The organism is Amycolatopsis antarctica, assembly GCF_002262875.1.
Taxonomy (GTDB): domain Bacteria; phylum Actinomycetota; class Actinomycetes; order Mycobacteriales; family Pseudonocardiaceae; genus Amycolatopsis; species Amycolatopsis antarctica.
This window is the reverse complement of sequence record NZ_NKYE01000006.1, coordinates 287,238-300,233: the sequence shown is the minus strand read 5'-3', so window position 1 is coordinate 300,233 and position 12,996 is coordinate 287,238. Positions and strand designations below refer to the sequence as shown.

The following is a 12,996-nucleotide window of genomic DNA, read 5'->3' as shown; positions in this document are numbered from 1 at the left end:
TGGGCCCGGGTCCGCCCGTGGTCGTCCGCGCACGGCCCGGAGGAGGTAGACGTGGGAGCACGGCGACGTGGCCTGGGGGCCCTGAGCATCGCGATCGCACTGATCACGGTCACCGCCGCGTGCGGGGGAGACGGCGAGGACAGCGCGGGCCCTGAGGTGGAGGCCTCGGCCTCCAGCGGTGACGGCCCGGTCAAGGAGGGCGGAACGCTCGTCTACGGGCAGACCGCGGGCGTCTCCCAGCTCGATCCGAACACCATCGCCAGTGGCGCACAGACCCAGTTGCAGACGTTGTTGTGGAACGGGCTCACCAAATGGGCGCCGGACAACACCGCGCAGCCCGACCTGGCCGAGAACTGGGCGAACTCACCGGACTTCCGGCAATGGACGTTCACGCTGCGCGCGGGAGTCAAGTACCACAACGGAAAACCGTTCACCGCCGCCGAGGCGAAGAAGAACTTCGACCGGGTCCGCGACCCGAACGTCCCGGCTCAGGTGGCCACCAAGATCGACATGGTCCGTGAGGTCACCGCCCCGGACGAGCGGACGCTGGTCTTCGATCTGGACACACCGAATCCCCAGCTACCCAGCTCGATCATCGACGTCAAGATGAGCGATGTCGACGACATCGCCTCGGTGGACGCGAACGGCAACGGCACCGGGCCCTACCGGCTGACCTCGTTCGTCCCCGACCAGACGGTCGAGCTGGCCCGCAACGACGCCTACTGGGGCGAACGGCCGAAACTGGACGGGCTGAAGATCGTCCGGTACGCGGACGCGACCGCCGCGCAGACGGCGATGCGCTCCGGTGACGTGGACGTGCTGTGGAGCGTCGCGCCGGACTCCGTGGGCAACCTCGCCGCAGACGGTAGGCAGCTCCTGACGGCGGCGGAACCGGCGAGTTACGTCGTGTGGGAACTGGACACCACGAGCGCGCCGTTCGACAACCCGAAGGCGCGCGAAGCCTTGTCGTACGCGGCGAACCGGCAGTCCATCATGGACGCCGCCTATGCGGGCTACGGGCAGGCGACGCCGGGCAACGTCGCGGTCAATCCGGGGAACCCGCACTACAACACCACGCTGCCCGCGCAGGAGTACAACCTGGACAAGGCGAAGCAGCTCTTCGCCGAGGCCGGGGTGACCGAGGGCAGCACGCTCACCTTCTGGACCGTGGCGGGCAACTACCCGGAGTGGACGACGGCCGGGCAGATCCTGCAGGAGGACCTGAAGAAGATCGGGATCAACCTCGACATCCAGGGCAACGAGGTGAGCACCTGGTCGACGCGCTTCTATCCGAAGGGCAAGCAGTTCGGCAACATGATCGTCGCGAACTACGTGTCGTTCACTCCGTTGCCGGACAGCTATGCGCTGTCCTGGTTCGCCGCGGACAAGGGCACCTGCGAATGCAACTGGGCGGCTCCGCCGGAGTACGACGAGGCGATCGCGACGATCGAGTCGACCGGGCCCGGCCCGGTCCGCGACGAGGCCTTCGCGACCGCCCAGGAGGTGCTGAACCGGGAGAACCCGATCGTCGTGGTCGGCAGCGCGGCGTTCCTCTCGGTGGCGCAGCCGGACATCCGCGGGCTGTGGGTGCAGTCCGAGGGCACCCTGCACCTCGAGGAGGCGGGTTTCGCGGCCTGATCGAGGCCTGCGCGGACGGTGGTGCGATGACCGGGCGGCGAGGTGGATCGGGGGTGTTCGTGGGTAGGTACGTGCTTCGCAGGCTGGGCGCCAGTGTCCTGATGCTGGTGCTGGTGTCCGTGCTCATCTTCGTGGTGCTGCGGCTGCTGCCCGGCGACCCGACGATCGCGCGGGTCGGCGCCGCGCAGAACATCGACCCGAGTGCGCTGGCCGCGCTCCGGCGGGAACTCGGCCTCGACGATCCGATTCCCGTCCAGTACTGGGCGTGGGTCACCGGCATCTTCGGCGGCGATCTCGGTCGCTCGTACTTCAGCCAGTTCGACGTCGAGGTCCTGATCGGGCAGCGGCTGGTGCCGACCCTGGAGTTGTCGGTGGCGGGCCTGCTGCTCGCGGTGCTGTTCGCCGTCGTGCTGGCCGTGCTGCCGACGGTGATTCGCGGCCGGTGGCTCGGCCGGATCGTGGGCGGCTACACGACGCTGGGGATGGCCTCCCCGCCGTTCGTCTTCGGCATCGTCCTGATCGCGATCTTCACCGTGCAGCTCGACCTCCTGCCGAACGAGGGTTACGTGGCGCCCTCGGAGGACCTGGCGGCGAACCTGCGAACGTTGCTCATGCCGGCGCTGACGCTCGGCATCTGCCTGTCCGCGCCGCTGATCCGTTACCTGCGTGCCTCGCTGGCCGAGGTGGAGCAGTCGCAGCATGTCCGCACCGCCACCGGGAAGGGCATCCGGCGCAGGCTGGTGGTCGTCCGGCACGTCCTGCCGAACGCGATGCTGCCCGCGCTTACCTCGCTGGGGATCACGGTCGGTGCCGTGCTGTCCGGGGCCGTGGTGGTCGAGTACGTGTTCCGCTGGCCGGGACTCGGCTCGCTGATCGTCGACTCGGTCTACAAACGTGACTACGCCGTCATCCAGAGCACCGTGTTGCTACTGGCCGCCGTTTTCGTGCTGGTGAACCTGTTCGTCGACCTGCTGTACGGGGTGCTCGACCCGCGCCTGCGGGTCGGCGGCCGCGCCGAACCGGCCCGGGTGCCGGAATGACCGCCGTCGACCCCGGCGCGGTCTCGCCGCTCGGTGACCCCCCGGAACCCGGCGCACCGCGGGCGGACGGGCAGGACGGACCGGGACTATCGCGGCGATTCCTCCGCCGCCCGGCCGCCGTGGCCGCATTGGCGATCGTGGGTCTGCTGGTGCTTCTCGCGGTCCTCGCCCCGTTCGTGCTGCCGTCCCCGACGGAGATCCACGCGGGGAACAAGTTCGCGGACCCGTCGTTCGGGCACTTGTTCGGTACCGACGAGCTGGGCCGCGACCTGTTCTCCCGGGTGGCGCACGCGGGGCAGCTCTCGCTGGGTTTCGCGGCCGGCGCGACGGTGATCGCGATGGTGCTCGGTACGGCCTGGGGCATGATCGCCGCCGCCTCGCCAGGCTGGCTGGACGAGGTGTTGATGCGGATCGCCGAGGCGGCACTGGCGATCCCGATCATCCTGTTCGCGCTCGTGTTCGTCGCGGCCTTCGGTTCCGACCTGGTGGCGATGACCGTGGTGGCCGGGCTGCTGATGTCGCCGCTGACGGCGCGTATCGCGCGCTCGGCCGTGCTGGCCGAACTGAAGTCCGAGTACGTGCACGGACTCCGTGCCGTCGGGATGCCACGGATCCGGGTGTTGTTCTCCGAGGTGCTGCCCAACGCGCTGCCCGCGCTGCTGGCGCAGGCCTCGCTGAACGTCGCCACCTCGCTGATGCTGGAGGCCACGCTGAGCTTCGTGGGCCTGGGCGTGCAACCACCGGACGCCTCGTGGGGCACCCTGCTCAAAGTCGGCTACGACCGCCTGTTCGAGTCCCTCTGGTACCCGCTGATGCCGGTACTGGTGATCGTGGCCGCCATCGGCGCGCTGAACACCGTCGGCGATCAGTTGCAGCGCGTTTTGCACCGGAGTGGCGGATGACCGGGGAGGCGGTGTTGCGGCTGACCGATCTGCGGGTCGCCCTGCGGTCCGGGACCTCGCTGGTGCACGGCGTCAGCCTGACCCTGGGCCGGGGGGAACGGGCGGCCCTGGTGGGCGAATCGGGCAGCGGCAAGACGATGGTGGCGCTGTCTGTGCTGCGGCTCAATCCGCCGGCGACGGTGATCAGCGGTGGTCGCGTGGAACTCGGCGGCACCGATCTGACCTCCGCGGCGGAGCCGGAACTGGAACGCGTGCGCGGCGACCGGGTGGCGATGATCTACCAGGATCCGTTGTCCTGCCTCAATCCGGTGCGCACGATCGGCAACCAGCTCGTCGAGGCGATCCGGGCGCACCGGGACCTGTCGTTCGCCGAGGCGCGGGCACACGCGATCGGTCTGCTGGAGGAGGTGGGCGTTCCGGCCGCGGACCGACGATTCCGGGCCTACCCGCACGAGTTCTCCGGCGGCATGCGGCAGCGGGTGATGATCGCGATGGCGATCTCCTGTGAGCCCGAGGTGCTGATCGCCGACGAGCCGACGACCGCGCTGGACGTCACGACACAGGCGCGCATCCTGGCACTGCTGGACCGGCTCGCCGAGGAGCGCGGCATGGCGGTCCTGTTCATCACCCACGATCTCGCGGTCGCCGCCGCCTTCTGCACCCGGATCCACGTGATGCGGGAGGGCCGGGTGGTGGAGGCCGGGCCGTTGCGGGAGGTGCTGTCCGTACCGGGCGACGACTACACCCGGCAGCTCCTCGACGCGGTGGTGACGCTGGACGCGGAACCGGCGGGACAACCCGCGCGGGACGTGCCGGACCGGCCGGTGCTGGTCGAGGCGGCCGATCTGGTTCGCTGCTTCGACGGCGACGTCCGTGCCGTCGACGGTGTGTCCCTGCGGATCCACCGGGGCGAGACGGTCGGCCTGGTGGGGGAGTCCGGTTCGGGAAAGTCCACGCTGAGTCAGCTTCTGCTCGGGCTGGACACCCCGACCTCGGGTTCGGTGCGCTACGGCGGCACCGAGCTCGCCGGTCTCGGCGCCAGGGAACTACGGCGGTCCCGCCGGGACATGCAGGTGGTGCTGCAGGATCCGATCGGCTCGCTCAACCGCCGCAAGACCGTGGAGCAGATCGTCGGCGTTCCGCTGGTGGTGCACGAGCGGCTCGGCAGGGCCGCCCGGCGGGCACGGGTGGCCGAGGCGCTGGATCAGGTCGGCCTGCCCGCGGGGCTGGCGGGCCGGTATCCGCGTGAGCTGTCCGGCGGACAGTGCCAGCGGGTGAACATCGCCAGGGCCATCGTGCTGCGGCCCTCGTTCCTGGTGCTGGACGAGGCGGTCTCGGCGGTCGACGTGGTGATCCAGGCGCAGATCCTGGACCTGCTGGCGGAGTTGCAGGCGCGGCTGGGGCTCACCTACCTGTTCGTCTCGCACGATCTGGCGGTGGTCCGGTACATGGCACCACGCCTGGCGGTGATGCACGGGGGGCGCATCGTCGAGATGGGTTCGCGGGAGCGGATCTTCGACGCGCCGGAGCACGAGTACACGCGCTCGCTGATCGCGGCGATCCCGTCCCTGGACATCCCGGCGGCACCCGGTCGCGGGAAGCCGGCGTCATGACGGCTGCGCTGGCGCTGGCCGGGCTGGGCGACATCGGCCTGCACGCCCACCTGCCCGCGTTGTTGCGCAATCCGGCGGTACGGGTGGCCGGGCTGGTCGACCCCGATCCGGATCGCCGGGCGCTGGCCGCGGCGAACGGACCGGCGTACGCGGACCTCGCGGCGCTGCTGGACGACCGCACCGTGCACGGAGTGGTGCTGGCGACGCCGCCGTGGGTCACCTCGGAGCTCATCGCGACGGTGACCGGCACCGGGCGTTTCGTGCTCGCCGAGAAGCCGGTCGCCACTTCGACCCGGGCCGCCTCGGTGTTGCGCGACCTGCCCCCGGCGCACCGGCGCCGCGTGCAGGTCGGCCTCACCTACCGGCACGATCCGGCACTGGAACTGCTGCGCGAGTGGATAGCCGACGGCGTGCTGGGGGAGCCGCTGCTGGTCCGCGCGCACATCCACGACGAACGGCGGGACGCGGCGCTGCCGGAGCACACCCGCCGGATCGAAACCACCCTGGCGCACGGGATGCCGGTGCTGCACGAGGGCGCGCACGTCTTCGACTGGCTCGCGTTCCTGCTCGGTGGCCCGCCGCTGTCGGTGGAGGACGGGTGGTCCCTGCGGACCCGGCGAGACCTGGCGGCGCCGAACCAGTGCGGCGCCCGACTGCGCTACCCGCGGGGTGCGGTGGCGCTGGTGGAGTTCGGCTGGCTCACCGGTGCGCTGCCGCGGTGTGAGCTGAGCTTCCTCGGCGACCGGGGGCACGTGCTGCTGGACGGGAGGACCTTCGCGATGGAGTTGCACACGGCGGACGGTGTCGAGCGGGTGGACTTCGAACCGGACCGGGCGACACGCTGTTTCGACCGGCAGCTCACCCGGTTCGTCGAGTTGGTCACCGGGGTACGCGAGGCTCCGGAGCCCGATCTGGACGACGGGCTCGGCGCGCTGGAGCTGAGCGAGCGGGTCGCCGGTATCGCCGAGGAGGGGGCCCGGGGAGAGGGCACCGTGTCGCCCGCGCGGAAGTACACGGGCGCAGGCCGTCCGGGAGCCCGCGGGAGGACGCCGTGACGATGCTGCGATGGCAGGACAGCACCAGGGCCCGGTTGCGCGAGGTGCTGCCGGACGGGCTGGTGATCCTGCCGATGGGCGCGATCGAGCAGCACGGCCCGCACCTCGGCACCGGGACCGACACGGTGCTCGCGGGCACGGTCGCCGAGCGGGCCGCCGGACGGGCGGCGGACCGGGCCGACCGCGACCTGGTGCTGGCACCGGTGCTGCCGTTCGGCGCTTCGGACCACCATCTTCCGTTCGGCGGGACGCTTTCGCTCTCGGTGCCCACCGCGCTGGCCGTGGTGTCGGATCTGGCCCGCTCGGTGGTCGAGTCGGCGGGACGCAGGCTGGTTCTGGTCAACGGGCACGGGGGCAACCGGGGTGTGTGCCACGCGGCGGCGTCGGCGGTGTCGTCCCGGCACGGTCTGACCGTGACCGTCGTGCACTACTGGGAACTGCTCGCTCCCGCGGGGGCACCGGTTCCCGGGCACGCGGGCGAGTTCGAGACGGCGATGATGCTGGCGACGGCGCCGGAGCTGGTCGCGGATCGGTCCCCGCGGCCACCACTGCCCGAAGAGTCCACAGTGGAGGGTTGCGACATGCACGACCCGAAGGCATGGCTGCGGATCGACGGATACACCGACGAACCGGCGGCCGCGACGGCGGAGCGGGGAGCACGCTGGCTGGAGGAGTGCGTGCACGCACTCGCCGACCGGCTGGTCCGGCTGGCGAGGCTGCCGTGATCGACTTTCACACGCACACCCCCGCCTGGCGCACCGGAACCTGGCTCGGCGGTGCCGAGTTCGGCCCGGCCGAGTTCCTGGAGTTCATGGACGGCGCGGGCATCGAGGCAGCCGTCGTCCTGTCCCACGACGGGCTGTTCCACGCAGAGCCGAGGGCGAACGACGAGCTGGCAGAGTTCGTCGCCGCGGCACCGGGCCGGATGATCGGCTACTGCACGGTGAATCCCCGGCACGCCGGCGCGGCCGGGGAGGTGCGGCGCTGCATGACCGAACTGGGCCTCGGCGGGCTGAAGCTGCACCCGTGGCTCCAGGGTTTCAGCCTGCACGAACGGTCACTGGACCCGATCTGTGAGGAGGTCGTCGCGGCGGGCGGGATCCTTCTTTGCCACGACGGGACGCCGCCGTACTCGACGCCCGCGCAGATCGCCGCGCTCGCCCGGCGGCACCCGCGGCTGCCGGTGGTGCTCGGCCACGGTGGGCTGCACGACTGCTGGCGTGAGGCGCTGGCTGTGACGCTGGAGACGGACAATCTGTATCTGTGCCTGTGCGGGACGCCGCCGTACGCAGCCCGGTACATCCTCGAACAGGCGCCCGAGGACAAGGTGCTGTTCGGCACCGACGCCGGCCTCTCCGACCGCGCGAGCCAGGACTACGCGGTCGCGCGGGTCGCCGAGGTCGACGGCTGGGGCGTGTCCGCCGTCCGGCGCGAGGCGCTGCTGGAGACCGCGCCGCGCCGGCTGCTCGGGGGGTGGTTGCGGTGATCGCGCAGGTGGCCGCCGTGCACACCCTGGCGGTGAGCCTTCCCGCGCGGCCGGACCTGGTGGTCCACGGCGCGAAGGGACCGCACGACCGGTCCGACTTCCTGCTGGTCCGGATCACCACGACCGACGGCGCCGAGGGCTTCGGCGAGGTCAGCGCGACACCGTTGTGGAGCGGTGAGGACGCGGTCAGCGCCCGGCATTTCGTGTCCCGGGTGCTGGCACCGGTGCTGCTGGGCAGGCCACTGGCACCGGTGGGCGCGCTGGAGTCGGCGATGGACCTGGCGCTGGCCGGGAACCCGTTCACCAAGGCGGGTGTGTCGACGGCCCTGTGGGACGCGCACGCGCGGACGCTGGGGGTGCCACTGACGGTGGCACTGGGTGGCCCGTACCGCGAGGAGGTGCCGATCAAGCTGTCACTGTCCGGGGACGGGGACCGGCTGGAGCGGGCGTACGCGGCCGCGGTGGCCGCCGGGTTCGGCGCGTTCAAGGTCAAGGTCGGCCTGCCGGACGGGGTGGCCGCCGATCTGGGACGGGTGCGGCACGCGCGTTCACTGGCCGGTCCCGCGGCGTTTCTCGGGATGGACGCCAACGGGGGATGGGCACGCCCGGCCGCCCGGGAGGCGGTGCGGGAACTGGACGGCACGGTGTCCTTCGTCGAGCAGCCGCTGGCACCGGGGGATCTGGACGGGATGCGGGAGTTGCGCTCTGCGGGGCTGCCGGTCGTCGCCGACGAGTCCGTGTTCGGTGTCGCCGACCTGGTGCGGGTGATCCGCGCCGAGGCCGCCGACGTGGTGAGTCTGTACGTCGGGAAGGCGGGCGGACCCGGCCGGGTGGTGGAGATGGCGGCGCTGGCACAGGCGTTCGGTCTGGACGTGCTGCTCGGCTCGAACGGCGAACTCGGGCTCGGCGCCGCCGCCCAGGTGCACGCCGCCTGCGCGATTCCCGGACTGAGCGAGGTACTGCCCTCGGACATCATCGGCGCCCACTACTACCTGGAGGACGTGCTGGAGAAACCCTTGGACAGCAACGGTGTCCGGGCCCGGCTGGATGCCGGACCGGGCCTGGGGGTACGGCCGAGAGACGACCTGAGGAGGCGGTTCCGGTGATCGTCGACGTGCACGCGCACACCCCGACCCATGTCGCCGCGGTGCCCGAATCCGAGCGGCGGGTCTACCAGAACTGGCGTACCGACCGGCCGGTGGCGACGGCGAACTCGTGGGCGGACTTCGACGAGGCCATGCGGGACGCCGACGTGACGATCGCGTTCAACATCGCCGTGGACGACCCGGAACCGATGACCGGCCTGCCCTACCTGCCGGAGCGCACCAACGACGCGACGGCCGAGTTCGTGGCGGCGGCGCCCTCCCGGCGGATCGGTTTCCTGTCGGTGAACCCGCTCTGGGACGACGTCATGGCGGAAACCGAGCGATGCCGGGACCTCGGGCTCGTCGGCGTCAAGCTGGGACCGAACTACCAGGACTTCGATCCGTTGTGCGCGCGGGCGCTGGACTTCTACGCCTACTGCGAACGCGAGGGGTTGCCGATCCTGTTCCACCAGGGTGCTTCGCCGATGCGGCACGCACCGCTGCGCTACACCTACCCGCTGGTGACCGACGAGGTGGCGTTGCGCTTCCCGGAACTGCGGATCGTGATGGCGCACATGGGGCATCCGTGGGGGACCGAGACGGTGGTGACCATTCGCAAGCACCCGCACGTCTACGCGGACGTGTCCTCGATCTACCTGCGCCCCTGGGTCTGCTACCAGTCGCTGCTGGCCGCGGTGGAATGGGGATGCACGCACAAGTTGCTGCTGGGCAGCGATTTCCCGATCGCCAACACCGGCGAGGCGATCGCCGGACTGCGTTCGGTGAACGACATGCTGGAGGGCACCAAACTGCCGAGAGTGCCCGGCGAGGACATCGAGCGCATCATTCACGCCGACGCGCTGGGCGCTCTCGGGCTGAGCCTTCCGGTGCCCGCATGACCGGCCAGGTGGTGGACGCGCACGTCCGGCTGGGCACCGGGCGGGAGACCGCACTGGGCACCGCGACCCTGATGTCCACAATGGACGAACTGGGGATAGACAGGGCGCTGGTCGCCCCGGACGAGCGTTGCACCGCCTACGCCAACGACGAGGGCAATGCCCGCACCGCCGCGGCCGCGTCCGGTTCGGACGGCAGGCTGCTCCCGTACGCGGTGGCCAGCCCGTGGCGCGGTGCGGACGCGCTGGCCTCGCTGGAACGGGCGCGTGCCGACGGGGCGGTCGCGCTCGCCGTCGACCCGGTGCTGCAGGGTTTCGATCTGCTCGACGGCCTGGTGGATCCGTTGCTGCGCTTCGCGTCCGCGCACGGCTGGCCGGTGTACGTGCGCACCGGCACCCCGCCGTCCGCACTGCCGCTGCCGCTCGCCTCGCTGGCCCGGCGCTGGCCGGACATCGCCTTCCTGATGGGTCGCAGCGGCGCCACCGACTTCTGGATCGACGCCGCTCCGGCGCTGCGGTACGCGCGCAACCTCTACGCCGACACCTGCTACGCGCCCTGGGACACCGTGCTGGCGGAGTTCGCAAGGGACCCGGAGATCGGCACGGGCCGGGTCTTCTTCAGCACCGACGCGCCGTACACGGTGCCGGCGGCGGAGTTGCGCAGAGTGCTCGACTGGCCGATCGGCGACGGGCCACGCGCCGCGGTACTCGGCGGAACCGTACTGGGCCTGCTGAGGGCCGCTCCGCCCTGATCCGCTCGCGCCGGGCGGTCGCCCGGGCACGTTCTCCCGCACCTGGCCGTCCGAGCCAGCGTGTCCTCCGGCAGCGAAAGGGTGATCGTATGACCGCCGTCAGAACGTTGGCCACCGCTCGTCCGGGCGGGCCTCCCGTGCCCGCCGTGCGCGGGGTGTCCCCGGTGCTCGAGGTCCCGTTCACCGAGGACGGTGCCGTGGATGTGGCCGGATTCCGCCGTGTGGTCCGGTACGTGCTCGCCACCGGCGTCACCAGCGTGATGTTCCCCGGTTTCGCTTCGGAGTTCCACAAGCTGGACGAGCGGGAGCGCACCGAACTCACCGGGGTGCTGCTCGCCGAGACGGGGCCGCGCGAGGACGTGGCGGCCATCGTCGCCGTCCAGGATCACGCCACCCGGCTGGCGGTGAGCCGTGCCCGGGCGGCGGTCGCGGCCGGTGCGGACATGATCAACCTGCTCCCCCCGCATTTCCTCGCACCGACCCGGCGGGCGGTGGTTGCGCACGTGCGCGCCGTCCTCGCGGCGATCGCCCCGACGCCGGTGGTACTCCAGTACGCCCCGGCGGAGACGGGCACCAGCCTCGACGGGGCCACGATCAGGGTGATCGCGGCCGAGCATCCGAACCTCGCGCTGATCAAGGTGGAGTCGAGCCCGCCGGGGGCGTTGATCGCCGAGCTGGCCGCGGCCGAGCCGCCGCTGCCCGCGGTCGAGGGGTACGCCGGGGTGCAGCTCCCGGACGCGGTGCGCCGGGGTGCCGTCGGTACCCAGCCCGGGTGCTCGTTCACCGAGATCTACGTCGAGCTGTGGCGCCGGTTCGCCGCCGGTGACGACGAAGGTGGCGAGGAACTGCACCGCAGGCTGCTGCCCTTCATCTCGTACTGGATGCTCGACACCGAACTGATCGTCGCCGCCGAGAAGCTGGTGTCCGTGCGGCGGGGACTGTTCGCCAGCGCCTGCTGCCGCGAACCGTGCCATCGGCTCGACGCGGAGGAGGTGCGGATGGTCGACCGCTTCCTCGCCGAGTTCGCGGACCTTCTCCCCGCGCTCGACTGAACGCCGGGATCAGGCGAGCGCGTCCAGGATCAGGCGGTTCACCTCGGTGGCGTGACCGGCCGGGAGTTCGTGATGGGACACGCCGGCGACGGTCTCGACGCGCACGGATGACAGCCCGGCCGCGACCGCGGCGACCCGGTCGGCATCGTGGCACCGGCTGTGCCCGGCGACGACCACCGTGGTCGGCATGGCCAGCCCGCGCAGCGCGGCCACGCCAGGACGTTTGGCAGCCACCACCGGGCCGCGCCGGAACTCCGTGGCGGCGAGGGTCGCGAGGTGTACCCAGTCGGCGGGCAATGCGGCACCACGGGTCTCCCAGCGGAGGAACGCGGCGAACCGCGCCGGCGTCGGCCGGGCGAGCACCGGAACGGCGTGCAGGAGGTAGCGGGCGGCGAATCCGGCGAAACAGCGCGTCGGGTCGAGCAGGACCAGCCGGTCGACGCGATTCGGTTCGGCGAGTGCGTACATCAGGGCGGTCCACGCTCCGTGTGAGTGCCCGGCGAACGCGGCGGACGCCACGCCGAGGCCGTCGAGCACGGATTCGAGCCAATGCGCCAGGTCCGCGCGGTGCGCGATCGGACGGCCGTCGGCCTTGCCGAGTCCGGCGTCCCCGAGCTGGTCCACGGCGTAGACCCGGTGCCGGGCGGCGAGTGCCGCGGCGTTGGCGTGCCACACGGTGGAGGTCGCGCCTCCGCCGTGCAGGAGCAGCAGGGGAGGGGCGTCGGCAGGTCCGCAGGTGTTGACTCGGGTGGTGCCGAACTCCGAGCGCAGATCGGCTCGTTCCACCGTCACCCCCCACCGGGACAGCACACGTTCGTAGGCCGCCCGAAACGCGGACTCCCGGTCGGGCGAGGCGAAGCCCGCGGATGGGGTGGCAGGCATTCTGGCTCTCCTGTTCACACAGTACCTCGTTCATCGATAATCTCGATAAACGAGATAATACAGCGAGGAGGGCAACTGATGGCGCGGGAGCGGCAACTCGAACTCGTGCACCTGCTGCGGGCGGTGACCGTCGACTTCGACCTCGCCGCGGGGAGGTTTGCTGCGCGCAACGGGCTGCATGCCACGGACCTGCGTGCCCTGATCGCGCTGCTGGACGCGGGCCGCGCAGGTGTTCCCGCCACGCCGGGCAGGCTCGGACGCGAGCTCGGACTTCGCTCGGCGTCCACGACGGCGCTGCTGGACCGACTCGAAGGCCTCGGGCACATCCGGCGGGAACGGGATCCCGGCGATCGCAGGCGGGTGCTGTTGACTGTCGACGAGAACGCGATCGCGCTCGGGGAGGCGTTCTTCGGCTCACTGATCGACGGCGTCATCGCGGCCGCGGGCGAACTCGACGACGTCGGGATCGCCACCGTCCGGCGCTTCCTGTTGTCCGTCCGGGACGTCGCCCGGGACCACGCGGACGGTGAACATCCGTCCGATCCGGGCGAGATCAGAGGTTGAATTCGCATCGAACGTATGTTCGACTCGGGCG

General features: G+C 71.3%; 13 protein-coding genes. 12 read left to right on the top strand and 1 reads right to left on the bottom strand.

The window, feature by feature from the left end; translation table 11 throughout:
- The first annotated feature begins 51 nt into the window (after positions 1-51).
- The 11 genes from CFN78_RS12540 to CFN78_RS12490 all read left to right on the top strand — a co-directional run bounded on the left by CFN78_RS12540 (position 52) and on the right by CFN78_RS12490 (position 11,519).
- The gene (locus CFN78_RS12540) at positions 52-1,638 is read left to right on the top strand and encodes an ABC transporter substrate-binding protein (RefSeq protein WP_165777535.1); all 1,587 of its coding nucleotides are present in this window, start codon (positions 52-54) and stop codon (positions 1,636-1,638) included.
- A gap of 53 nt (positions 1,639-1,691) precedes the next feature.
- On the top strand, positions 1,692-2,678 hold the full coding sequence (locus tag CFN78_RS12535) for an ABC transporter permease (RefSeq protein ID WP_240519419.1): 987 nt from the start codon (positions 1,692-1,694) through the stop codon (positions 2,676-2,678).
- Complete coding sequence (locus tag CFN78_RS12530) at positions 2,675-3,580, top strand: ABC transporter permease (RefSeq protein WP_094862901.1); 906 nt, start codon at positions 2,675-2,677, stop codon at positions 3,578-3,580. The genes CFN78_RS12535 and CFN78_RS12530 overlap by 4 nt, the downstream gene beginning before the upstream one ends.
- A complete protein-coding gene (locus CFN78_RS12525) occupies positions 3,577-5,193 on the top strand; it encodes a dipeptide ABC transporter ATP-binding protein (protein ID WP_094862900.1) in 1,617 nt (538 codons plus the stop codon). The genes CFN78_RS12530 and CFN78_RS12525 overlap by 4 nt, the downstream gene beginning before the upstream one ends.
- Positions 5,190-6,248, top strand: coding sequence for a Gfo/Idh/MocA family protein (locus CFN78_RS12520; protein WP_094862899.1), 1,059 nt, complete (start codon positions 5,190-5,192; stop codon positions 6,246-6,248). Before CFN78_RS12525 ends, CFN78_RS12520 begins: the two co-directional genes overlap by 4 nt.
- Positions 6,249-6,250: 2 nt before the next feature.
- Positions 6,251-6,973, top strand: a complete 723-nt coding sequence (locus CFN78_RS12515; RefSeq protein ID WP_240519427.1) for a creatininase family protein — start codon at positions 6,251-6,253, stop codon at positions 6,971-6,973.
- Positions 6,970-7,734, top strand: coding sequence for an amidohydrolase family protein (locus CFN78_RS12510; protein ID WP_094862897.1), 765 nt, complete (start codon positions 6,970-6,972; stop codon positions 7,732-7,734). The genes CFN78_RS12515 and CFN78_RS12510 overlap by 4 nt, the downstream gene beginning before the upstream one ends.
- Positions 7,731-8,840 carry a mandelate racemase/muconate lactonizing enzyme family protein gene (locus tag CFN78_RS12505; protein ID WP_094862996.1) on the top strand — a complete coding sequence of 370 codons (1,110 nt, stop codon included), beginning with the start codon at positions 7,731-7,733 and terminating at the stop codon, positions 8,838-8,840. Before CFN78_RS12510 ends, CFN78_RS12505 begins: the two co-directional genes overlap by 4 nt.
- Positions 8,837-9,718 (top strand): amidohydrolase family protein, encoded by an 882-nt coding sequence (locus tag CFN78_RS12500; protein WP_094862896.1) that lies wholly within the window; start codon positions 8,837-8,839, stop codon positions 9,716-9,718. The genes CFN78_RS12505 and CFN78_RS12500 overlap by 4 nt, the downstream gene beginning before the upstream one ends.
- Positions 9,715-10,467 (top strand): amidohydrolase family protein, encoded by a 753-nt coding sequence (locus CFN78_RS12495; RefSeq protein WP_094862895.1) that lies wholly within the window; start codon positions 9,715-9,717, stop codon positions 10,465-10,467. Before CFN78_RS12500 ends, CFN78_RS12495 begins: the two co-directional genes overlap by 4 nt.
- Positions 10,468-10,556: 89 nt before the next feature.
- Positions 10,557-11,519, top strand: a complete 963-nt coding sequence (locus CFN78_RS12490) for a dihydrodipicolinate synthase family protein (protein ID WP_165777534.1) — start codon at positions 10,557-10,559, stop codon at positions 11,517-11,519.
- Between the two features lie 9 nt (positions 11,520-11,528).
- Here the strand turns inward: CFN78_RS12490 and CFN78_RS12485 are convergent, their stop codons facing one another.
- Positions 11,529-12,401 carry an alpha/beta fold hydrolase gene (locus CFN78_RS12485; protein WP_094862894.1) on the bottom strand — a complete coding sequence of 291 codons (873 nt, stop codon included), beginning with the start codon at positions 12,399-12,401 and terminating at the stop codon, positions 11,529-11,531.
- Positions 12,402-12,479: 78 nt separating this feature from the next.
- Here CFN78_RS12485 and CFN78_RS12480 point away from each other — a divergent pair, with 78 nt between their 5' ends.
- Positions 12,480-12,965, top strand: coding sequence for a MarR family winged helix-turn-helix transcriptional regulator (locus tag CFN78_RS12480; protein WP_094862893.1), 486 nt, complete (start codon positions 12,480-12,482; stop codon positions 12,963-12,965).
- Positions 12,966-12,996 lie beyond the last annotated feature (31 nt).